The following is a 21,465-nucleotide window of genomic DNA, read 5'->3' as shown; positions in this document are numbered from 1 at the left end:
AAGAAAAAGATGAGTGGGGGCCTGGGGGAGAGAATTCATTCTCTCCCCCAAAGTCATCTGCGCCTCACTCAGACCCGAGCGCAAACCCGATCCGCCGCCGCTCCGTCGGCCCTTGCTGCTTCAGCCCCTTCCGGAGTTCCTCGTACTCGCGTTCCATCTCCGGCGTGACGGAAGCGCGCCCCTCGCCGAGCGCCTTCTCGAACTCCGCCTGCCCGATCACCTGCGTCTCGAGGTTCTGCCGGAGGGCCAGCAGCCCCGCACGGCGCACGATGTCGCCGAGGTCCGCGCCGGTGTGGCCCTGAGTGCGGCGGGCGACTTCCTCGAGGTTCACGTCGTCCCCCAGCGGCATCTCTTTCGTCTGGATGCGCAGGATATTCAGCCGCCCCGCCTCGTCCGGCACCGGCACGTAGACCAGCTCGTCGAAGCGTCCGGGGCGGAGCAGCGCAGGGTCGAGGAGGTTCGGGCGGTTCGTCGCGCCGATGACGACGACGCTCTGCAGCTCCTCCAGCCCGTCCATCTCGGCGAGGATGGTGTTCACCACGCGCTCCGTCACCGCGGGTTCGCCAAGGCCGCCGCCGCGCGCGGGCACGAGGCTGTCGATCTCGTCGATGAAGATGACGGTCGGCGCCACCTGCCGCGCGCGGGCGAACAGGCGGCTCACCTGCTGCTCGGATTCGCCGTACCACTTCGAGAGAAGGTCGGAGGACTTCGTCGCGATGAAGTTCGCGTTCGCCTCCCGCGCCACCGCCTTCGCCATCAGGGTCTTGCCCGTGCCGGGCGGGCCGAACAGAAGAAAGCCCTTGGCGGGGCGGATGCCCAGGCGCCGGAAGGCCTCGGGATGCTTCAGCGGCAGCTCGATGCCCTCGCGAAGCTGCTCGCGCGCCGCCTGCACGCCGCCGATATCCTCCCAGGTGACGTTGGGCACCTGGATCATGATCTCGCGCAGCGCGGAGGGCTGGATGCGCTTCATCGCGTTGTCGAAGTCATTGCGGCAGACCTGCATCGCGTCCAGCACCTCCGCCGGAATGCCCTCGCGCAGGTTGATCTTCGGCAGCACGCGGCGGACGGAATCCATCGCCGCCTCCCGCGCCAGCGCGGAGAGGTCGGCGCCGACGAAGCCGTAGGTCGTGCGCGCCAGCGCGTCGAGGTCCACGTCATCGGCCAGCGGCATGCCGCGCGTGTGGATCGCCAGCACCTGGCGACGCCCGTCCTGGTCGGGCACGCCGATGATGATCTCGCGGTCGAAGCGCCCGGGGCGGCGCAGCGCCTCGTCGATCGCCTCCACGCGGTTGGTGGCGGCGATGACGACGACGTTCTGCCGCGGCTCCAGCCCGTCGAGCAGCGTCAGCAGCTGCGCCACCACGCGCCGCTCCACCTCGCCGCGCGCGTCCTCGCGCTTGGGCGCGATGCTGTCGATCTCGTCGATGAAGATGATCGAGGGCGCGCGCTTGCCGGCCTCCTGGAAGATCTCGCGCAGGCGCTGCTCGCTCTCGCCGTAATGGCTGCCCATGATCTCGGGCCCGGCGATGCTGAAGAACGAGGCCTCGGATTCGTTCGCGACGGCCTTCGCCAGCAGCGTCTTGCCCGTGCCCGGCGGGCCATGGAGGATCACGCCCTTCGGCGGGTCGATGCCAAGGCGCTGGAACAGCTCGGGGTGGCGCAGCGGCAGCTCCACCATCTCGCGCACCTGGTCCACCGCGTCGCCCATGCCGCCGATGTCGTCATAGGTGACGTCGGCGCGGCGCGTCTCCTTCGGCTCCACGTATTCGGGCAGCAGTTCCACCTCGGTCTCGGGCCCGACGCGCACGATGCCCTTTGGCGTGGTGCCGACGACGAGAAGCCGGATCTCCTGCAGCGCATAGGCCTGCTGCTGCATGAAGCCGCGCAGCGGCTCCTCCCGCCCGCCGCCCGGCCGCTGGTAGACGGAGGTGGAAACCACATCCCCCGCCATCAGCGCCCGCCCCATGAAGGTGCGCCGCAGCGCCTCGCCCGAGCCGGAGAGGCGAAGGTTCTTCTGCGCGGGCGCCAGCGTCACGCGCGTCGCGGTGCGCGCCCCCGCCGCGCGGATCTCGATCCGCTCGCCCGCCGTCACGCCCGCGTTCGCGCGCTGCAACCCGTCGAGGCGGATGATCTCGAGGTCCTCGTCCTCCGGATAGGGCGGCAGGGCGAGCGCCGCCGTGTGGCGCTGCCCGATGATCTCCAGCGCGTCGCCCTGCTGCACGCCGAGCGCCTGCATCACCTTGCGGCTCACCCGCGCGACGCCCTTGCCGACATCCTCCGGCCGCGCATTCGCGACCTGCACCTGCGTGCCCTTGCTGTCCGCCTCGCTCATCCCGCCCTCGCTTCACAGGTCGTGACCATGATGCCCCCCGTGAAGGCGAGCGCGTTCTGAACGCACGCCAGAAGCCTTCGGAGGCATGGCGGAATCGGCGGTCAGCCCCGAACTTCCGTGATCCCATCATAGGTTATCGGAAATGCCCGGCCCCCGTTCCGATCCGCCTCATGGTGGCCGAAACCGGGCGAACACCGTCATGCGCCTGCCGGAATGGGGGTCATGATGAGGGATGAAAGGCCGGGATGGTCCCGGTTCAGAGGTCCCGCGATGAAGCGCACAATCCTCGGCCTGATGGTCGCCCTCGGCACCCTCTCCTCCATCCCGGGAGCGATGGCGCAGGGATACGGCTACGGCTACGGCGGCTACGCCGAGGCCCGGCCGGACTGGGGCTGGCAGCGCCATGAGGAATGGCGCCAGCGCCGTGAGTTCTGGCGCCACCGGCGCGAGATGGACGAGCGCCGCGCCTACGAGGCCGGCCGGCGCGATGCCTGGGCGCAGCAGCGGGGCTGGGGATATCGCTAGTCCCGCCAGAGAGGGCGCTGCCCTCTCCGGCACCTCCCGGGTGAACGCGTAGCGTTCATCCCGCCCCGCCAAGGGCCTGAGGCCCTTGGATCCCCGTCTGACGCCCTTCCTGACCGTTCAGTCGCCTCGGCTCATCGACCCGAGGCGCACCGGCTACTCGGCATTCCCAACGGAAAGAAAAAGATGAGAGGGGGGCCGGGGGAGAGAATTCCTTCTCTCCCCCGGGGCCGCCAGCGCCTACCGGAACACCCCCGTCGGCGCCCCCGGCATCACCAGTCCCCCGCCGTCATAGGCACGCAGCGAGGGGTCGTCCGCTACCCCCGAGGTATAGAGCGCGGCCGTGCTGAAGGGCCCGCTCGCGGCCACCTCCGTCCCCAGCGCCGGCGCGACGCTCGCGACGTAGTTGATGGTCTCGTCCGGCAGGATCTTCGCGCCCGCCAGGTAGGCTTGCACCCGATCCGGCCCCGCGTTGTAGGCGGCCGCGAAGCCGGGGGCGCCGAAGCGGTCGTACATCTCCCGGATATAGGCCGCGCCCGCCAGGATGTTGTCGCGCGGCTCATAGGGATCGGGCCCGAGGGCGTAGCGGGCGCGCAGGATGTCGTAGGTCCGCGGCATCACCTGCATCAGCCCCATGGCGCCCACGGGCGAGGTGATGGGCATCCCGTTGCCGTCATAGGGCCGCCCGCCGCTCTCCTGGCGCATGATGGCGCGCAGCCAGCGCTCCGGCACGCCGAAACGGGCGGAGGCCTCGCTCAGATGCGGTCCCCAGGGGTCCTCCGGCGGCCCCGGCACGGCGTAGCGCGTGGCCGCCACCGCCCGGTAGGCCACGGCCTCCGCGCGGGAGGCGTTGAGGTCGTAGCCATAGTCCCCGTTGCCGTCATAGCCGCGCCGCCCGTCCCAGGCGGTGGGCCCCGGCCCGGCGCAAGCGGCCAGCGCGGCGGCGAGAGGGAGGAAGAGAAGGGCAGGGGCGCGTCGTGGCATGGGCGGGGACCGGCAGAGCTCCCATCCTGCCAGAACGGCGCCCGCCGGGCAGCGCGATTCCGCACGCCGCCTCCGGAAGGAGCCGCGCCGTGGCCCAACGCCAACAGCCCCGCCGCGTTCCCCTCCGCATCGCCCCAGGGTGGGCGTGGAGAAGATGACCATGGCCAAGGAAGAAGCGCAGGGGATCCGCATCCTGGCGCGCGAGACTCTTTCGGAGGGTCACTACCGGCTGGAGAAGGTCACCTACACCCAGGGCGGCGAGCGGCAGGAGCGGGAGGTCTACCACAACGGCACCGGCGCCGCCGTGCTGCCGCTCGACCCCACCCGCGGCACGGTCCTGCTCGTCCGCCAGCTTCGCATCCCCGCCCTCGTGAACGGCGACGGCCCCATGCTGGTCGAGGTCTGCGCCGGCATGGTCGAGGAGGGCGACGACCCCGCCGCGACCGCCGAGCGCGAGGCCAAAGAGGAGCTGGGCTGCCGCCTCCGGTCGCTGCGCCGCGTCTTCACCCTCTATCCCAGCCCCGGCTCCTGCGCCGAGCGCCTGCACCTCTTCACCGCCGAGTACCGGCCGGAGGACCGCACCGGCCGCGGCGGCGGTCTGGCGGAGGAGGGCGAGCGGATCGAGGTGCTGGAACTTCCCCTCGCCGAGGCCTGGGCCATGGTGGAGGCCGGTGGGATCATGGACGGCAAAACCATCCTGCTCCTGCAACAGGCACGGCTGGGCGCCGCTTGAATTCACGACCAGATTTTCCCATCTACGCCTTGACGCGCGGCTGCGCAGCCCCTTAGGGTTCCGGCCGGTGCAAGCGCCAGGGGCCCGTGGGCTCCGCCGGCCGCGCTACCGCCCCGTGCATCGCCATCGGAATCCCGCCGCCCGGCGGAGGGCCCGGTCCACCCGGCCCCTATCCAGGTTCCGCGCACCCTCTCCCCCTCGGCCCCGCCGATCGAGACCACTGAATGCACCTTTCCGAACTGAAGGCCAAAAGCCCTGGCGACCTGCTCGCCTTCGCGGAGGAGGTCGGCGTCGAGAACGCCTCCTCGCTCCGCAAACAGGACATGATGTTCGCCATCCTGAAAACGTTGGCGGAGAACGACCAGGCGATCCACGGGGACGGCACGCTCGAGATCCTGTCGGACGGCTTCGGATACCTCCGGAACCCGCAGTCGAACTTCCTGCCGGGCCCGGACGACATCTACGTCTCCCCTGCCCAGGTCCGCCGCTTCGCGCTGCGCACCGGCGACACGGTGGAGGGCCAGATCCGCGCGCCGAAGGACGGCGAGCGCTACTTCGCCCTCCTCAAGGTCAACACGGTGAACTTCGAGCCGCCCGAGGCGGTCCGCCACCGCGTAAACTTCGACAATCTCACGCCGCTGTATCCCACCCGCCGCCTGCGGATGGAGAACGCGGAGGTGGAGAGCGTCGGCAAGGGCCCGACGAAGGACAACACCCACCGGGTGATCGACCTCATCGCGCCGATCGGCATGGGCCAGCGCGCCCTGATCGTGGCGCCGCCGCGCACCGGCAAGACGGTGATGCTGCAGAACATTGCCAAGTCCATCTCGGCGAACCATCCCGACGTCTTCCTCATCGTGCTGCTCATCGACGAGCGCCCTGAGGAGGTCACGGACATGGCCCGCACCGTCCGCGGCGAGGTCGTGGCCTCCACCTTCGACGAGCCCGCCACGCGCCACGTCCAGGTGACGGAAATGGTGCTCGAGAAGGCCAAGCGCCTGGTGGAGCACAAGCGCGACGTCGTCGTGCTGCTCGACTCCATCACCCGCCTCGGCCGCGCCTACAACTCGGTCGTGCCCTCCTCGGGCAAGGTGCTGACGGGCGGCGTGGACGCCAACGCCCTGCAGCGCCCGAAGCGCTTCTTCGGCGCCGCCCGCAACATCGAGGAAGGCGGCAGCCTCACCATCATCGCGACCGCCCTGATCGACACCGGCAGCCGCATGGACGAGGTGATCTTCGAGGAGTTCAAGGGCACCGGTAACTCCGAGATCATTCTCGACCGCAAGCTCTCGGACAAGCGCGTCTTCCCGGCAATCGACATCACCAAGTCCGGCACCCGCAAGGAGGAGGTCCTGGTGGACCGCGCCGAACTGTCGAAGATGTGGGTGCTGCGCCGCATCCTGAACCCGATGGGCACCCAGGACGCGATGGAGTTCCTGCTGGACAAGCTGAAGTACAGCAAGACCAACCAGGACTTCTTCGACGCGATGAACACCTGAGCCTGCTGGAGAGGGCTCTGCCCTCTCCGGACATCCGGGGGAAACGCGCAGCGTTCGTCCCGCACCCGCCAAGGGTCTGAAGCCTCTGGCCCCCCATCCCGCTGTCGCGGAACCCTCCGGAACATGCCGTCTCCTCGGGTCACCGACCCGAGGCGCACCGACCACGCTGTATCTCCAACCGACAGAAAAAGATGAGTGGGGGCCCGGGGGAGAGAATTCCTTCTCTCCCCTGGAGTCACCAGCGCCAGCCCAACAGCAAAGGGGCCTGTCCCGGTCATCCCGGAACAGGCCCCTTCTTCATATCAACCCTCCGCGGAGGGGGCCGATCAGCCGCCCGAACCGCCCTGCTGGGAGGGAGCCTGGATGCCCTGCGTGCCCGTCTGCGGGCTCGGGGGGGCACCGGCCGGTCCCGGCGCCATCGGCGAGGCGGCCGCGCCCGGCACGCCAGCGCCCTGGTCCACGGTCACGCCGCCGGGCGCGCGGGACGTCGGGGCGGTGGAGACGGAGGGCTGCGGTGCCGGCGACTGCGCGAAGGCGGCGGGCGCGGCGATCAGGCCGGCGGCGAGAGCGAGGGCCAGGCTGGTCTTCTTCATCTTTCTCTCCAGATCGGTTGCGGTCTGCGAGGGAGCAACGCGGCCTTCCGACACCAGTTTCCCGCCACGCCTCCATCGGTCAGGATTGTTCCTGGCGGTTGATCGCGCGGCACAGGGGGCGGAATGGCGGGAATGGCAGCGGATATCGCGGCGCTGGAGCGGGCGGCGCTGAACGCGGTGCCGGCCCCGCGCGTGGCGTGGGAGGGTGCCTTCGTCCTCCGCGCCTTCCTTGGCGGCACCGGACGCGCGAACGCCGCCTGCTCGGTCGACCCGCGGGAGGATCCGGGCCTGGAGGCGCGGGTCACGCGGATCGAGGCGCACTACGCGCGCCTTGGCCTGCCCTGTCGCTTCCGCTCCACCCCGCTGGACCCGCCCGGCCTCGCGCCCCTGCTGCTGGACCGCGGCTACGAGGAGGCAGAAGGCGCAGTGGTCATGCAAGCCGCGCTCCCCCCGGTGGAGGATCCCGCCGCGCACTGGCTCGCCGGCCCGGAGCCCGAATGGTTGTCTGTCCTCGCGACCGTCGAGTACCAGGGCGCCGCCCGGCGGGCGGAGAAGGAGGGCGGCGTGCCCCTGCTCGCCCGCCCTGCCACCTGGCTCGTCCTACGGGAGGATGGGTCGGCCGCCGCCTGCGGTCACGCGGTGGCGGATGGCGAGTTCTGCGGCCTTTTCGACCTCGCGGTGCGGCCGGAATGCCGGCGGCAGGGTTGGGGCCGCCGCTTGCTCGGCGCCCTCGCCGGCTGGGGCGCCGGGCAGGGGGCCAGCACCTGCTGGCTTCAGGTCGCGCCCGGCAACACCGCCGCGCGCCGCACCTACGCCGCGGCCGGCTTCGAGGAGGCCTACCGCTACCGCTACTTCGTCAGGGCGTAAGCGGCGCGCCAAAACAGGAAGTTTTCCGGTCTTCGCCCAAATTCCATTATACCGGAAAAATTACGGCAAAAGAATGGTACTGCCAGTGGTTTTGCGCGCCTCAAGTGCGATATGTGCCTCGGCGGCATCGCGCAACGCGTATTTCTGCCGCACCTCGATCTTCACCTTCCCGCTGCCGACGACGTCGAACAGGTCCGCCGCCATGGCGAGCAGATCCGCCCGCTTGGCCGTGTGCGTCGCCAGCGTCGGTCGCGTGACGAAGAGGCTGCCCTTCGCCGCGAGGATGCCGAGATCCACCCCCGTCACCGGCCCGGAGGCATTGCCGTAGGAGACGAGCAGCCCAAAGGGCGCGAGGCAGTCGAGCGAGGCCTCGAAGGTGTCGCGCCCGACGCTGTCATAGACCACCGGCAGCCGCGCCCCGCGCGTGATCTCGCTCACCCGCGCCGGCAGGTCCTCGCCTTGGAGGATCACGTGGTCGCAGCCATAGGCCCGCGCCAGCTCCGCCTTCGCCTCCGTGCCGACGGTGCCGATCACCGTCGCCCCGAGCGCCTTCGCCCATTGCACGAGGATCAGCCCCACGCCACCCGCCGCCGCGTGCACGAGGATCGTCTCCCCCGCCTGCAGCTTGTAGGTCCGCCGCAGCAGGTACTGCGCCGTCAGCCCCTGCAGCATCATCGCCCCGGCCGTCTCGAAGGGGATGCTGTCGGGCAGCTTCACCAGCACGTCCGCGCGGATCGTGCGCGCCTCCGCATAGGCGCCGATCGGCCCCATGGCATAGGCCACCCGGTCGCCCGGCTTCAGATCCTCCACACCCTCGCCCACGGTCTCCACCGTGCCGGCCGCCTCCATCCCGATCACCGCGGGCATGGAGGGCACCTTGTAGAGCCCTGTGCGGAAGTACACGTCGATAAAGTTCAGCCCCACCGCGGCATGGCGGATCAGCACCTCGCCCGGCTTGGGTGCGGGGAGGGGCACCTCCTCCCAGACGAGCTTCTCCGGCCCACCGGGCTCGTGCAGGCGGATCGCGTGGTTCATCGGCGGGGTTCCTGGGGCACTCGGTCTCAGCGCTCTTCTTGCGGGATGGAGAGGGCGTCGTCCAGCAGGTCCGCGCCCGCCGGCCGGGGGGCGCGCGTGCGGCGCTCGAGCGCGAGCAGCCAGCGCTTCGTCGCCAGCCCGTCCCCGCCCGAATAGCCGCCGATGGACCCGCCCGCGCCGATCACGCGGTGGCAGGGAATAATGATAGGCAGCGGGTTGGCCCCGTTCGCCCCGCCCACCGCACGGGAGGCCGTGCCCAGCTCCCGCGCGAGCTCGGCATAGGATCGCGTCTCCCCGTGCGGAATCGTGAGGAGCGCCGCCCAGACCCGCTTCCGGAAGGGGCTGCCCATAGGGTTCAGCGGCAGGTCGAAGCCCGTCCGCAGCCCGTCCATGTAGTCCTGCAACTGGTCGGCCGCACGCCGCAGCAGTGGCGTCTCCTGCTGGTCCCGTCCTCTTCCCCAATCGAGGGCGACGAGCGCACCATCCTCCTCCGAGAGGGTGAGAGGGCCGAGGGGGGTGTGAAGGGAGATCTGGGGCATGGCGGGCCTGGCCCCATTCCTCGGTCCGGACGCGCCACCCGTCAAGCGTCCTGCACCAACTGGCGGAAAGCGTGACACGACACCTCGCGCCCGGCACGCGCGCCCTCTACATCGAGGGTAAAGCGACCCTCCCCTTCCGCACGGGAAATTCTGCCTTGCCCGACGACCTGCCCGGCCCTGTTTCACGTGAAACGGTGCAGGATCCCCCGCCCTGGTTCCGCGTCCACCTTTTCGCCTGCACCAACCGTCGGCCGGAGGGCCACCGCCGCGGCTCCTGCGCTGCCCGCGGCAGCGAAGGCCTGCGCGACTACATGAAGGCCCGCGCGAAAGAGATGGGCCTTCCTGGCATCCGCGTGAACAGCGCCGGCTGTCTGGACCGCTGCGAGTTCGGCCCTGTCATCGTCATCTATCCCGAGGGCGTCTGGTACCGCGCGGAGACGCGGGACGACATCGACGAGATCCTCACCACACACCTGCGCGACGGCGGCCGCGTCCCTCGCCTGATGCTCACCGAAAAGGACGTGCCGCCCCCGAAGGGCTGACCCACCCCGTGGACACCGTTTTCGCCCTCGCCACCGCGCCCGGGCGCGCGGCCATCGCCGTGCTGCGCCTCTCCGGCCCCGCAACCTCGGCCATCCTCGCCGCCCTCTGCCGCCACCCGCCCGCCGCCCGCCGCGTCTCCCTCCGCCGCCTCCGCGACGCGGACGGCACGGTGCTGGACGAGGCCCTCGTTCTCCACTTCCCCGGACCCGCCTCCTACACCGGCGAGGATTCAGCCGAACTCCACCTCCACGGCTCCCCCGCCGTGGTGGAGGCGGTCGGTGCCGCCCTCGTAAGCCTGGGCGCCCGCCCCGCTGGGCCCGGGGAGTTCACCCGACGTGCCGTCCTCAACGGCCGCATGGACCTCACCGCCGCCGAGGGCGTCATCGACCTCATTGAGGCCGAAACCGCCGCTCAGGCCATCCAGGCTCTCCGGCTTGCCGGCGGCGGCCTGCACGCCCTCGCGCAGGACTGGGCGGCCCGGCTCGCCACCCTCCTCGCCCGGCAGGAAGCCCTGATCGAGTTCGAGGACGAGGATCTCCCGACCTATCTCGCCGCCGCCCTCCCGCCCGACCTTGCCCGCCTCGCCGCCGAACTCGCCACCCGCCTGGCCGAGGACACCGGCGCCGAGCGCGTCCGCACCGGCCTCGATGTCGCTATTCTCGGCGCCCCCAACGCCGGCAAGTCGTCCCTCCTGAACGCCCTTGCCGGGCGTGAGGCCGCCATTGTCTCCGCTTACGCCGGTACCACCCGCGACATCGTGGAGGCTCGCCTTGTTCTCGCCGGCCTCCCCGCCACCCTCGCCGATACCGCTGGCCTGCGGGAGGCCGGCGACGAGATCGAGGCAGAGGGCGTCCGCCGCGCCCTTCACCGCGGGGAAGAGGCCGATATCGTCCTCGCCGTCCTCCCCTGCGGCATCCCGCCCGACGAACCTACCCTGGCTCTGATCGCCCGCCGCCCCTGCATCCTCGTCGCGACCAAGGCCGACCTCGCCCCTCCACCCCATCCTGAAGCGATCTCCGTTTCCGTTCGCAGTGGCACTGGGCTCGACGCTCTCCGCGCCCGCCTGGAGACGGAGGCGGTCGCCCTCGCCCCCCGTTCCGCGGCCGCCCTCCTCACCCGGCCGCGCCACCGCGCGATTCTCGCCGACACCCTTCGCTGGCTCCGCGAGGCCGAGGACGCGACCTTTCCGGAACTCCGCGCCGACGCTCTTCGCGAAGCCCTCCGCGCCCTCGGCCGCCTTACGGGCAAGGTCGGTGCCGAAGACATTCTCGACCGTCTTTTCGCCGAGTTCTGCATCGGCAAGTAGCTGCGCCGACTACCCGCGCGCGTCCCGCGGCGGTATAGGCGCCCCATGGTTCCCCTCTTCGATGTCGTGGTGGTGGGCGGCGGCCATGCCGGCGCGGAGGCTGCCGCCGCCGCTGCCCGCTGCGGCGCCCGCACCCTGCTCATCACCCACCGCCTGGACGCGCTGGGCGAGATGTCCTGCAACCCCGCCATCGGCGGCGTCGGTAAGGGCCACCTGGTGCGCGAGGTGGACGCGCTGGACGGCCTCATGGCCCGCGCCGCCGATGCCGCCGGCATCCACTTCAAGCTCCTCAACCGCAGCAAGGGCCCCGCCGTCCGCGGGCCCCGTGCCCAGGCCGACCGCCGCCTCTACCGCGCGGCCATCCGGGCCCTGCTGGAAGCCACCCCCAACCTCACCCTCCGCGAGGACGCGGTCGAAGCCCTGGAGCGCGCCCCCGACGGCGCCATCGCCGCCGTCCTCACCGCCGACGGCACCCGCATCCGCTGCGGCGCGCTCGTCGTCACCGCCGGCACCTTCCTCCGCGGCGAGATCCATCTCGGCCCCGAGCGCCACCCCGCCGGCCGCCACGGCGACCCCGCCTCCATCGGCCTCGCCCAATCCCTCTCCGCCCTGGGCCTCCCCGTTCGCCGCCTGAAGACCGGTACGCCCCCGCGCCTCGATGGCCGCACGATCGACTGGGCCGCCCTCGAGCCCCAGCCCGGCGACGACCCTGCCGAACCCCTCTCTTGGATGACGGAGCGCATCACCGGTCCGCAGCTCGCCTGCGCCATCACCGCCACCACGCCGGCCACCCACGCCATCATCCGCGCCAACCTCGACCGCGCTCCCATCCACAGCGGCCAGATCCAGGGCCCTGGCCCTCGCTACTGCCCCTCCATCGAAGACAAGGTCGTCCGTTTCGCCGAGCGCGAGCGACACCAGATCTTCCTTGAACCCGAGGGCCTGGACGACCCGACCGTCTACCCCAATGGCATCTCCACCAGCCTCCCCCGCGACGTGCAGGAGGCGGTGATCGCCAGCATCCCTGGGCTTGAGCGCGCCCGCATCCTCCGCCACGGCTACGCCATCGAGTACGACCACCTCGACCCCCGTGCCCTTCGTCCGAGCCTGGAAGTCCGCAGCGTCCCTCGCCTCTTCCTCGCCGGCCAGGTGAACGGCACCACCGGCTACGAGGAGGCCGCCGCCCAAGGCCTGCTGGCCGGCATCAACGCCGCTCACCGCGCCGCCGGGGGTACGGAGCCCCGCATCCTCCTCCGGACCCAGGCTTATGCCGGCGTGCTCGTGGACGACCTCACCACCCAGGGCGTCACCGAGCCCTACCGAATGCTTACCGCTCGCGCCGAGCACCGCCTGCGCCTCCGCGCCGACAACGCCACCCTACGTCTCACCGACGCAGGCATCGCCTGGGGCTGCGTCGGCTCGGAGCGTGCCGCGCGCCACCGCGCCTTCGCCGCTGCCGTTGTCGAAGCCCTCGCGCGCGCCCGTTCCGAGATCACCACCCCCGCCGCCCTTGCCGCCGCCGGCCTTGCCGTGAATCAGGACGGGATTCCCCGATCTCTGCTCGAGGTGATGTCGCTGCCGGCCGCCACCGGTCCGGCATTGGAAGCCGCCTTCCCCTGGCTCCGCGCCCTCACCCCCGGCGTCCGCGCCCAATTGGAAGCAGAAGCCCTCTACGCCCCCTACCTCTCCCGGCAGGCCGCCGAGTTCGCCGCCCTTGAGCGAGAGGAACGGCTCCCCATCCCCGAGGCCATCGACTTCGCCGCCATCGCCGGCCTCTCCACCGAGATGCGCCAGCGCCTCGATGCCGCCCGCCCCGCAACCCTCGGCTCAGCCGGCCGCGTTCCCGGCATCACCCCCGCCGCCCTTGTCGCCCTTGCCGGCCACCTCCGCCGTGCCGGAGCGCCGGCTCGGTGATGACCCCACCCATCGCTGTTTCACGTGAAACGGGAGAGCGGCTCGACGCCTTCCTGGCCCTATTCCTCCGCTGGAATGCCCGCATCAACCTCGTCGCCGAGCGCGATCCCGACACCCTGCGCCAGCGCCACATCGCGGACTCGCTCCAACTCCTTCCCCTCCTGCCCGAAGGCAGCGGCCCCGCCGCCGACCTCGGCACCGGCGGCGGCTTCCCCGGCCTGATCCTCGCCATCGCCGACACCGCCCGGCCCTGGCACCTCGTCGAGTCCGACAAGCGCAAGGCCGCCTTCCTTCTCGCCGCCTCGGCCGAACTCGGCCTCAGCCACCTCACCGTCCATAACCACCGGATCGAGAACACGACACTCCCACCCCTCGCCCTCCTCACCGCCCGTGCCCTCGCCCCGCTCACCCTCCTCCTGGCCCATGCCGCCCGCCTCCTCTCCCCGGACGGCGTTGCCCTCTTTCCCAAGGGTCGCAATGCCGAGGCCGAGTTGACCGCCGCCCAGGCGGATTGGACAATGCAGGTCGCGCGCTTCGGAAGCCGCACCGAGCCGGGTGCCACCATCCTTCGCATCACAGGAATTCACCGTGCCGGGCCCTGACCGCCCCCTCGCGCCGCGCGCCAAAACCGCTGGTCCGCGCCGCATCGCCCTCGCCAACCAGAAGGGCGGCGTCGGCAAGACCACCACGGCCATCAACATGGCCACCGCCCTCTCCACCACGAAGCGCGTGCTGCTGCTCGACCTCGACCCGCAGGGCAACGCCTCCACCGGCCTCGGCGTGCCCCGCAATGAGCGCGGGGAGGGCTCCTACGCCCTCCTCGTCGGCGACCGCTCGCTCGGTGACCTTATCCGCCCGAGCAAGATCCCCGGCCTCGACCTCCTTCCGGCCGACAACGACCTTGCCGGCGCCGAGATCGAGATGGTCGCCATGGAGGACCGCGAGCGCCGCCTCGCCCAGGCCCTCGACCGCGATCCGGCCACCCTCTCCCGCTATGACTACGTGCTGATGGACTGCCCGCCCTCGCTCGGCCTGCTCACGCTGAATGCCCTGGTCGCCGCCCAGTCCGTGCTCGTCCCACTGCAAACCGAGTTCTTCGCGCTCGAAGGCATCTCGCAGATGACCCGCACGGTGGACCGGGTGAAGCGGCTCAACCCTGGCCTCAGCCTCGACGGCATCGTGCTGACCATGTTCGATCGCCGCAACAACCTCTCCGAGCTCGTCGCCCGCGACGTGCGCAGTTTCTTCAAGGACCGGGTTTACGACACCGTGATCCCCCGCAACATCCGCGTCTCCGAGGCGCCCTCGCACGGCCTGCCCGTGCTGCTCTACGACGTGCGCTCCGCCGGGGCCCAGGCCTACATTCAGCTTGCCGCCGAACTCCTCCGCCGCGACCGCGCCCGCGCGAAGGAGCGCGCCGCATGAGCCGCAAGCCCGCCCGCCTCGGCATGGGTCTCTCCGCCCTCCTCGGAGACGACCCCGCCCCTAGCACCGCCGCCGCCCCGCAAACTCTGCCGATCGAGGCCCTCGAACCCGGCCCCTTCCAGCCCCGCGGCCCCATGGACCCCGAGGCCCTGGCCGAGCTCACCGCCTCCATTCAGGAGCACGGCGTGCTCCAGCCCATCCTCGTCCGGCCGAAGCCGAACGCCCCCGGCACCTACCAGATCATCGGCGGCGAGCGCCGCTGGCGCGCCGCCCAGGGCGCCCGCCTGCACGAGGTCCCCGTCGTCGTCCGCGACATGGACGACCGCGCCGCTATGGCCGCCGGCCTCGTCGAGAACCTCCAGCGCGAGGATCTTAACGCCCTTGAGGAAGCCGAGGGCTATCGCCGCCTCACCGAGGAATTCGGCCTCAAGGCCGAGGCCCTCGGCAACGCTGTCGGCAAGAGCCGCAGCCACGTCGCCAACACCATGCGCCTCCTGGCCCTTCCGAACGGCGTCCGCTCGATGCTCGGCCGCGGCAGCCTGACCGCCGGCCACGCCCGTGCCCTCCTCACGGCGCCTGACCCCCTCCGCCTGGCCGAACTCGTCGTCACCCGCGGCCTGAACGTCCGACAGACCGAAGCCCTCGCCGCCGCCGCCGACCGCCCCCGCAGCGCCGCCCGCCACCAAGACCCCGAAACCCGCGCCCTGGAACGCGAACTCACCGAACACCTCGGCCTGCGCGTCTCCATCGAGCACCGCGGCAAAGCCGGGCGCGTGACCGTCGCCTATCGCGACCTCGACCAGCTCGACGGGCTGGTTCGGCTACTGCACGGCCGGTAGCTGGAGAGGGCTCTGCCCTCTCCAGACCTCATCCGCCAAGGGCCTGAGGCCCCTGGACCCCCATCTGACGCCCTTCCTGAGCGTGAAGTCGCCTCGGGTCAGTGACCCGAGGCGCACCGCCCGCAAAGCCATCCAAACAGATAGAAAGAGATGAGAGAGGGTCCGGGGGAGAGAATTCTTTCTCTCCCCCCGGAGTCACCCGCGCGACCCACGATCGCCCACAGCCCCAAACCCACCCCCGGTAGGTGTCACGATCGTCACCGCCTCCCCCGCCCGCAGCGCCGACCGCGCGCAGCCCGGAAGCACCTCGTCCGACCCATTCAGCCGCCGTACCAGGTTCCGCCCTAGCTCCCCCGGCTCGCCCCCGAACAGCCCCGGCGGCGGCACCTCGCGATGCCCCGAGAGGATGGCCACCTCCATATCTTCCAGGAACCGGATCGTCCGCCGCGTCCCATCCCCCGCGTTCCACTGCCCACGCCCGCCCGAACCCGAGCGGAGGGAAAACTCCTCCAACACCACCGGGAAGCGTGTCTCCAGGATCTCGGGATCGGTCAGGCGAGAGTTGGTCATGTGCGTCTGCACGCCCGGCACCCCGTCGAAGCCCTCGCCGGCGGGCGCGCCGGAGCAGATGGTCTCGTAGTACTGGTAGGTATCGTTCCCGAAGGTGAGATTGTTCATCGTGCTTTGCGCCGGCGCCAGCGAGCCCACGGCCGCCAGCAACGCGCTCGTCACCGCCTGCGACACCTCCACGTTGCCCGCCACGACAGCTGCCGGCCACTGCGGTGAGAGCATCGACCCCTCCGGCACCACGATCCGGATCGGCCGTAGGCAGCCCGCATTCATCGGAATGTCGGAATCCACCAGCAGGCGGAAGCAGTAGAGCACCGCCGCCCGCGTCACCGGCCGCGGCGCGTTGAAGTTGTCGGGCTGTTGTGGCGAAGTCCCGGTGAAGTCCACCACCGCCTCCCGCGCCGCCCGGTCCACCGCGATCCGCACCCGCACGCGCCGGCCGCTATCCATCGCATAGTCGAAGGAGGCGCTCTCCGGCAGCCGGTCCAGCACGCGGCGCACGCTCTCGGCCGCGTTGTCCTGCACGTGCCCCATATAGGCGTGCACCACATCCGCCCCGAAATTCGCGACGGCACGCAGCAGTTCCGCCGCGCCCCGCGCATTCGCCGCCACCTGCGCCTTCAGGTCCGCGATGTTCTGCGGCGGATTGCGCGCGGGATACTTGGCTCCTGTCAGCAGCGCGAGCGCCGCCTTCTCCCGGAACCGTCCGCCCTCCACCAGCAGCAGGTTGTCGATATAGACCCCCTCCTGCTCGATCGTCGTCGCGTCCGGCGACATGGAACCCGGCGCCGTGCCTCCGACATCCGCGTGGTGCCCGCGCGAGGCTACCCAGAAGATCAGCCGCCCGCCATCGTCGAAAACCGGCGTGCAGACCGTGATGTCCGGCAGATGCGTCCCGCCGTTATAGGGCGCGTTGATCGCCCAGACATCGCCCGGCCGCGGGCTCGGATTGGCCCGGATCACGCTTTCCACGCTCCCGTCCATCGAGCCGAGATGCACGGGAATATGCGGCGCATTCGACACCAGCCCCCCACTCGCGTCGAAGACCGCGCAGGAGAAATCCAGCCGCTCCTTGATGTTCACGGAACTCGCGGTGTTCTGCAGCGCCACCCCCATCTGCTCGGCGATGGAGCGGAAAAGGTTGTTGAAGATCTCCAGCATCACCGGGTCCGCCGCCGTTCCCAGCGCGGCCGCGCGCGGCAGCGGCTCAACCCGGTCCAGCACCAGGTGATCCCCGGCCGTCAGCACCGCCGACCAGCCGGGCTCCACCACCACAGTCTGATTCGCCTCGATGATCAGCGCCGGCCCCGCCACCGCGACGCCCGGCCGCAGCGCCTCCCGCCGATAGGCCGCCGCCTCGTGCCAGTCCCCGCCGGAGAAGAGCCGCGTCCGCCGCAGCGGCTCCACCGCTCCATCACCCGCGACAGCCGCCCGCTCCGGCGCTGCCGCACCCCCGCCGGCCGCTTCCGCCACCGCCGCCTCGATCACCACCGCCCGAGAGGGATCGATGAAGCCGAAGCGCGCCAGATGCGCCGCCTCGAACGCCTCGCGCAGCACCGCGGCTCGCAGCCCGCCCGCGCTCACCGCCGCCTCGCCCGCGAGCTCCAGCGCCGGCACCTCCAACGGCGTATCCGTCCCCGCATAGCGCAGCAGCAGCGCGATCCGGGTCGAGAGCGCCCCCGCCGCGACGCCTTGCCCGAGCACCTCCGCCCGCGCCTCGCCCGCCAGCGTCGCCAGTGCCCCTTCCGCCCCCAGCAGCGCCGCGTCGGAAAGCGGCAGATCCAAGGTCCGCTGCCGGAGCGATCGGATATCCGCCAGCCCCATCCCATAGGCCGAGAGCAACCCGGAGAAGGGATGGATCAGCACCCGCGTCATCGCCAGCGCGTCCGCCACCAAGCAGGCGTGCTGCCCCGAGGCCCCGCCGAAGGCGTTCAGTACATAGCGCGTGATGTCGTAGCCCCGCTGCACGGAGATCGTCTTGATCGCCTCCGCCATCCCGGCCACGGCGATCCGCAGCGCCCCGTCCGCCACCGCCTCCGGGCTGCGGCCGCCCCCCATCTCCGCCGCCAGTGCTTCGAACCCCGTCCGCACCGCCGCCACGTCCAGCGGCTGGTCCTGCCCCGGCCCGAAGATCGCAGGGAAGAGGTCCGGCACCAGCTTGCCCGTCATGACGTTGCAATCGGTCACCGTCAGCGGCCCGCCACGCCGGTAGCAGGCCGGCCCGGGATCCGCCCCCGCGCTCTCCGGCCCTACGCGCAGCCGCCCGTCGGCGTAGCGCACGATGCTCCCGCCGCCCGCGGCCACGGTATGCACGAGCATCATCGGCGCACGCATCCGAACGCCCGCCACCTCCGTCTCCTGCGCCCGCTCGAACTGCCCGGCGTAATGCGCCACATCCGTGGAGGTGCCGCCCATGTCGAAGCCGATCACCCGCTCGAAGCCGGCCTCCGCCCCCGTCCGCGCCAGCGCCACCACACCGCCCGCCGGTCCCGAGAGGATCGCGTCCCGCCCCTGGAACAGCGAGGCCGCCGTCAGCCCCCCGGCGGAGGTCATGAACATCACCCGCGCCCCCGTCCGTGGGACGTCCAGCTCCTCCTCCACCTGCGCCACGTAGCGCCGCAGCACCGGCGAGAGATAGGCGTCCACCACCGTCGTATCGCCGCGCCCGACGAGCTTGATCAGCGGCCCCACCTCGTGGCTGGCCGAAACCTGCTCGAACCCCATTCCCCGCGCCATCGCGGCGGCGGCCGCCTCATGCGCTGGGTGCTTCCAGGAATGCAGGAACACGATTGCCAGCGACCGGAACCCCTCTGCCCGCAGCCCCTCCAGCACCGCGCGCAGCTCCCCCTCGTCGAGCGCCGCCTCCACCGTGCCGTCCGCCCGCACCCGCTCGCCGATCTCCTCCACCCGCGCGTAGAGAAGGGAGGGCTTCACCACCCGCCGCGCGAAGATATCGCCCCGCGCCTGGTGCCCGATCGCCAGCGCGTCCCGGAAACCGCGCGTGGTCACCAGCGCCGTCCGCTCGCCCTTCCGTTCCAGCAGCGCGTTGGTGGCCACCGTCGTGCCCATCCGCACCTCGCCCACCGCCCCTGCGGGGATCGGCGCCCCCGCGGCCAGCCCGAGATGCAGCCGGATGCCGTGCACCGCCGCGTCCCGGTAGGCCCCCGGATTTTCGGAAAGCACCTTCCGTGCGTGCAGCCGCCCCGCCGGATCACGCCCGATCACATCGGTGAAGGTGCCGCCGCGATCGACCCAGAAGTCCCAGGAAGGCTGCATGGAAAACCGCCTCTACAGAGCATGAACAGGGGAAAGGAAACCGGGCGCCGCCAGGGCGCTCCGGTTGGAAGGCCAAGAGAAAGGGGCCCGAACGCCGCCTCAGACAGGCCGGGCAGGGCGCGGCAGCCACTGCCCGGAACCGGGTGCAGCACTCACCACCCCGTCCCGCATCACCACCTCGCCCCGCCGGATCGTCACCAGCGGCCAGCCCGTCACCGCCATCCCCTCATAGGGGGTGTAGTCGATGGCGTGCTGCATCAGCTCGTTGGTGAGCGTCACCTCACGCGTCGGGTCCCAGAGCACGAGGTCGGCGTCGCTCCCCACCGCGATCACCCCCTTGCGCGGGTAGAGGTTGGCGATCCGCGCCGGGTTCTCCGCCACCAGCTGCGCGAAGGCTGGAAGATCGATCCGCCCCTTCGACACCCCCTCGGAGAAGACCAGCGGCAGCCGCGCCGCCAGCCCCGGGATCCCGTTCGGGATCGCGTCGAAGGAGGCATCGCGCCCGTTCTTCGCCTTCCCCCGGTCCCCCTCGTAGGAGAACCCGCAATGGTCCGAGGTGACGACATCCAGCACGCCCCGCCGCAGCATCCCCCAGATCCCCTCGTGGTCCGCCGCCGTCCGCGGCGCCGGGCTGCACATGAACTTCGCGCCCTCGAAGCCCGGCCGGTCCATGTCGTCGGCGGTCAGGGTGAAGTACTGCGGGCAGGTCTCGCCCTTCACCGGCAGCCCCCGCGCCTGGGCCCGCGCGATCTCCTCCGCCACCTCGGCGCAGGAGACGTGGAAGATGTGCAGCGGCTGCCCCACCAGCTCCGCCAGCGCGATCGCCCGCGCCGTCGCCTCCCGCTCCACCACGGGCGGGCGGGACACCGCATGGTATTTCGGCGCCGTGCAGCCCGCCGCCAGCAGCGTGCGGGTCGCGAGATTGATGGCGTCGTAGTTCTCGCAGTGCACATGCACCATCAGCCCGTTCTGCCGCGCCACCTGCAGCACCCGCAGGAAGCCTGCATCGTCGAGATGCAGCGCGTCGTAGGTGAGGAAGGCCTTCAGGCTCCCCACCCCATCCGCCACCAGCGCCGGCACCTCCGCCATCGCGGCCTCGGAGGGATCGGCGACGATCTGGTGGAAGCCGTAGTCGATCATCGCCCGCCCGGCCCGCTCCCGCGCCGCCCGGTGCTGCTCCATCAGCCCGCCGCCCTTGAACTGCGGCGTATGCGCGACGACCGAGGTGGTGCCGCCGGCAAAGGCCGAGCGCGAGGCGCTCTCCCAGCTCTCCTCCTGGAACCCGCCCTCCGGGAAGGGCTCCTCGATGTGGCAGTGCGTATCGACCCCGCCCGGCAGCACCAGCAGCCCGTCCGCCCGCACCACCTCGGCCGCGTCCTCGATCCGCTCCGCGATGGCGGCGATCCGCCCGCCCGAGACACCGATATCGCAGCGGACCACCGCCCCGCCGAGAACGACCGTGCCGCCCCGGACCGCCAGATCATGCATGCAGGCAAACCCCTGTAACCCTGGGGCACAGGTTAGGTCGGCGGGCCGCCGCCGTCAGCCCTACCGCCGGGCCGGGTCGGTCAGCCCCGTCGGGAGGACAGCCGGCGCCGGACCAGCACCAGCCCGGCAAGGGCGAGGCCGAAAAGCCCGAGCGAGGCCGGCTCGGGGATCGCCACCACCTGCACCATCGCCAGTGGAGGACCAGAGGTGGCATTGAAGATCAGCGATGCCGTCTGTGGAAAAGGGCCAGGATAGACACTCGCCCGCGCATTGATGCCCGCCCCCGCGCCGCCGACCGTTGCCGTGATCGCCAGCGTCTCGGAGAAGAGCGAGCCCGGTAGGGAGGGATAACCCGCGATGGCCCCCGAACTGCCGAGGGCACCGTTTGCCCCGCTCCGGGAGGCGACGAGTTCGCCCTTCCCGAAGGCGGCATTGCTCCCGTCGGCGTAGCTGCTCATCGTCACGTCGCGGATCAGCCCCGATCCCGCCAGGGCCTCGGAGGTGAACACGCTGCCGACGCCCGCGAAGGCCGTGCCGGGATAGGCGTTGACGAGGTTAGTGACGGTGATCTCCAGCCTGAGGCTATGCTCGACGGCGAAGCTGCCGATGCTGTTGATCGTCAGTTCCCGCAGGTCGATGTAGCCCGTTGTGGCCGTGGGAGGGATCGACCACACCGAACCCAACACGCTGAAATTGGCGCTGCCGCCGCTGATGACGAGCGCGCTCCCCGCTGCCGTGGTCGCGACATTCGGCACGAAGACGCCGTCCTGGAAGATCCGCACGGAAAGCTCCGGCGCCGCTTCGGCCCGGGAGCCCGTCATCGCGGCGAACAGCGCCGCCACCAGCAAGAGCATCCGCATGCATCGGCCCGTCGGAAAGGGGTGAGATCGCAGGACAGCGATCTCTTCCACTGCCACAGGGGCGATGAACCGGTGAATCGCTCCGGCCCGGCTTAGCATCGTTCCGGCTTCGTTAAGCGGCCATTGTGAATACTATCGAA

Annotated in this window: 18 protein-coding genes; 10 read left to right on the top strand and 8 right to left on the bottom strand. The window is 71.1% G+C overall.

What is annotated here, in order from left to right; all coding sequences use genetic code 11:
• Positions 1-64: 64 nt before the first annotated feature.
• Complete coding sequence (locus tag D9599_RS04140) at positions 65-2,332, bottom strand: CDC48 family AAA ATPase (protein WP_198379963.1); 2,268 nt, start codon at positions 2,330-2,332, stop codon at positions 65-67.
• A 270-nt stretch (positions 2,333-2,602) separates the two neighbouring features.
• Between D9599_RS04140 and D9599_RS04135 the strand changes: the two genes are divergently transcribed.
• Positions 2,603-2,857: a hypothetical protein gene (locus D9599_RS04135; RefSeq protein WP_198379962.1), complete on the top strand. Its 255-nt coding sequence runs from the start codon at positions 2,603-2,605 to the stop codon at positions 2,855-2,857.
• Positions 2,858-3,094: 237 nt separating this feature from the next.
• On the opposite strand, the gene D9599_RS32405 is transcribed toward D9599_RS04135, so the two are convergent.
• The gene (locus D9599_RS32405) at positions 3,095-3,838 is read right to left on the bottom strand and encodes a lytic transglycosylase domain-containing protein (RefSeq protein WP_198379961.1); all 744 of its coding nucleotides are present in this window, start codon (positions 3,836-3,838) and stop codon (positions 3,095-3,097) included.
• A gap of 160 nt (positions 3,839-3,998) precedes the next feature.
• Between D9599_RS32405 and D9599_RS04125 the strand changes: the two genes are divergently transcribed.
• Both D9599_RS04125 and rho read left to right on the top strand, forming a co-directional pair.
• Positions 3,999-4,571, top strand: coding sequence for an NUDIX domain-containing protein (locus D9599_RS04125; RefSeq protein ID WP_198379960.1), 573 nt, complete (start codon positions 3,999-4,001; stop codon positions 4,569-4,571).
• 224 nt (positions 4,572-4,795) lie between these two features.
• Positions 4,796-6,070, top strand: a complete 1,275-nt coding sequence (gene rho / locus D9599_RS04120; protein WP_043832557.1) for a transcription termination factor Rho — start codon at positions 4,796-4,798, stop codon at positions 6,068-6,070.
• A 326-nt stretch (positions 6,071-6,396) separates the two neighbouring features.
• Here rho and D9599_RS04115 read toward each other — a convergent pair whose 3' ends face one another.
• Complete coding sequence (locus tag D9599_RS04115; protein WP_198379959.1) at positions 6,397-6,663, bottom strand: hypothetical protein; 267 nt, start codon at positions 6,661-6,663, stop codon at positions 6,397-6,399.
• A 132-nt stretch (positions 6,664-6,795) separates the two neighbouring features.
• Between D9599_RS04115 and D9599_RS04110 the strand changes: the two genes are divergently transcribed.
• Positions 6,796-7,530 (top strand): N-acetyltransferase, encoded by a 735-nt coding sequence (locus D9599_RS04110; RefSeq protein ID WP_232480124.1) that lies wholly within the window; start codon positions 6,796-6,798, stop codon positions 7,528-7,530.
• A gap of 60 nt (positions 7,531-7,590) precedes the next feature.
• On the opposite strand, the gene D9599_RS04105 is transcribed toward D9599_RS04110, so the two are convergent.
• Positions 7,591-8,565 (bottom strand): quinone oxidoreductase, encoded by a 975-nt coding sequence (locus tag D9599_RS04105; RefSeq protein WP_198379957.1) that lies wholly within the window; start codon positions 8,563-8,565, stop codon positions 7,591-7,593.
• Between the two features lie 26 nt (positions 8,566-8,591).
• Entirely contained in the window at positions 8,592-9,104 is a 513-nt protein-coding gene (locus D9599_RS04100) for a methylated-DNA--[protein]-cysteine S-methyltransferase (RefSeq protein WP_198379956.1), read from the bottom strand.
• A 194-nt stretch (positions 9,105-9,298) separates the two neighbouring features.
• On the opposite strand from D9599_RS04100, the gene D9599_RS04095 reads away from it, so the two are divergent.
• Genes D9599_RS04095 through D9599_RS04070 form a run of 6 tightly spaced genes read left to right on the top strand, consistent with a single transcriptional unit; the run spans position 9,299 to position 15,131 of the window.
• Complete coding sequence (locus D9599_RS04095; protein ID WP_198380145.1) at positions 9,299-9,646, top strand: ferredoxin; 348 nt, start codon at positions 9,299-9,301, stop codon at positions 9,644-9,646.
• A gap of 8 nt (positions 9,647-9,654) precedes the next feature.
• A complete protein-coding gene (mnmE, locus tag D9599_RS04090) occupies positions 9,655-10,953 on the top strand; it encodes a tRNA uridine-5-carboxymethylaminomethyl(34) synthesis GTPase MnmE (RefSeq protein WP_309228531.1) in 1,299 nt (432 codons plus the stop codon).
• Between the two features lie 45 nt (positions 10,954-10,998).
• Positions 10,999-12,867 carry a tRNA uridine-5-carboxymethylaminomethyl(34) synthesis enzyme MnmG gene (gene mnmG, locus D9599_RS04085; RefSeq protein WP_198379955.1) on the top strand — a complete coding sequence of 623 codons (1,869 nt, stop codon included), beginning with the start codon at positions 10,999-11,001 and terminating at the stop codon, positions 12,865-12,867.
• Positions 12,867-13,469 (top strand): 16S rRNA (guanine(527)-N(7))-methyltransferase RsmG, encoded by a 603-nt coding sequence (gene rsmG / locus D9599_RS04080; RefSeq protein ID WP_198379954.1) that lies wholly within the window; start codon positions 12,867-12,869, stop codon positions 13,467-13,469. The genes mnmG and rsmG overlap by 1 nt, the downstream gene beginning before the upstream one ends.
• Entirely contained in the window at positions 13,456-14,292 is an 837-nt protein-coding gene (locus D9599_RS04075; RefSeq protein WP_198379953.1) for a ParA family protein, read from the top strand. The genes rsmG and D9599_RS04075 overlap by 14 nt, the downstream gene beginning before the upstream one ends.
• Entirely contained in the window at positions 14,289-15,131 is an 843-nt protein-coding gene (locus tag D9599_RS04070) for a ParB/RepB/Spo0J family partition protein (RefSeq protein WP_198379952.1), read from the top strand. The genes D9599_RS04075 and D9599_RS04070 overlap by 4 nt, the downstream gene beginning before the upstream one ends.
• Before the next feature lie 195 nt (positions 15,132-15,326).
• Here the strand turns inward: D9599_RS04070 and D9599_RS04065 are convergent, their stop codons facing one another.
• From D9599_RS04065 to D9599_RS04055, 3 genes are all read right to left on the bottom strand, one after another.
• A complete protein-coding gene (locus D9599_RS04065) occupies positions 15,327-18,977 on the bottom strand; it encodes a hydantoinase B/oxoprolinase family protein (protein ID WP_198379951.1) in 3,651 nt (1,216 codons plus the stop codon).
• Between the two features lie 99 nt (positions 18,978-19,076).
• Entirely contained in the window at positions 19,077-20,465 is a 1,389-nt protein-coding gene (gene hydA, locus D9599_RS04060) for a dihydropyrimidinase (RefSeq protein WP_198379950.1), read from the bottom strand.
• 80 nt (positions 20,466-20,545) lie between these two features.
• A complete protein-coding gene (locus D9599_RS04055; RefSeq protein WP_198379949.1) occupies positions 20,546-21,325 on the bottom strand; it encodes a PEP-CTERM sorting domain-containing protein in 780 nt (259 codons plus the stop codon).
• Positions 21,326-21,465: the final 140 nt, after the last annotated feature.

This window comes from Roseomonas sp. KE2513, assembly GCF_016107305.1.
Lineage (GTDB): Bacteria > Pseudomonadota > Alphaproteobacteria > Acetobacterales > Acetobacteraceae > Roseomonas.
Note: the sequence above shows the minus strand (reverse complement) of the source record. Positions and strands in the feature narration are given on the sequence as shown.

Bases quoted from the DNA above. Each gene is read 5' to 3' on its own strand.
- D9599_RS04125 (WP_198379960.1), top strand. From the start codon at position 3,999: ATGGCCAAGGAAGAAGCGCAGGGGATCCGCATCCTGGCGCGCGAGACT.
- rsmG (WP_198379954.1), top strand. From the start codon at position 12,867: ATGACCCCACCCATCGCTGTTTCACGTGAAACGGGAGAGCGGCTCGAC.
- D9599_RS04110 (WP_232480124.1), top strand. From the start codon at position 6,796: ATGGCAGCGGATATCGCGGCGCTGGAGCGGGCGGCGCTGAACGCGGTG.
- hydA (WP_198379950.1), bottom strand. From the start codon at position 20,465: ATGCATGATCTGGCGGTCCGGGGCGGCACGGTCGTTCTCGGCGGGGCG.
- D9599_RS04070 (WP_198379952.1), top strand. From the start codon at position 14,289: ATGAGCCGCAAGCCCGCCCGCCTCGGCATGGGTCTCTCCGCCCTCCTC.
- D9599_RS04065 (WP_198379951.1), bottom strand. From the start codon at position 18,977: ATGCAGCCTTCCTGGGACTTCTGGGTCGATCGCGGCGGCACCTTCACC.
- D9599_RS04115 (WP_198379959.1), bottom strand. From the start codon at position 6,663: ATGAAGAAGACCAGCCTGGCCCTCGCTCTCGCCGCCGGCCTGATCGCC.
- rho (WP_043832557.1), top strand. From the start codon at position 4,796: ATGCACCTTTCCGAACTGAAGGCCAAAAGCCCTGGCGACCTGCTCGCC.
- D9599_RS04100 (WP_198379956.1), bottom strand. From the start codon at position 9,104: ATGCCCCAGATCTCCCTTCACACCCCCCTCGGCCCTCTCACCCTCTCG.
- D9599_RS32405 (WP_198379961.1), bottom strand. From the start codon at position 3,838: ATGCCACGACGCGCCCCTGCCCTTCTCTTCCTCCCTCTCGCCGCCGCG.
- D9599_RS04105 (WP_198379957.1), bottom strand. From the start codon at position 8,565: ATGAACCACGCGATCCGCCTGCACGAGCCCGGTGGGCCGGAGAAGCTC.
- mnmG (WP_198379955.1), top strand. From the start codon at position 10,999: ATGGTTCCCCTCTTCGATGTCGTGGTGGTGGGCGGCGGCCATGCCGGC.
- D9599_RS04055 (WP_198379949.1), bottom strand. From the start codon at position 21,325: ATGCGGATGCTCTTGCTGGTGGCGGCGCTGTTCGCCGCGATGACGGGC.
- D9599_RS04135 (WP_198379962.1), top strand. From the start codon at position 2,603: ATGAAGCGCACAATCCTCGGCCTGATGGTCGCCCTCGGCACCCTCTCC.
- D9599_RS04140 (WP_198379963.1), bottom strand. From the start codon at position 2,332: ATGAGCGAGGCGGACAGCAAGGGCACGCAGGTGCAGGTCGCGAATGCG.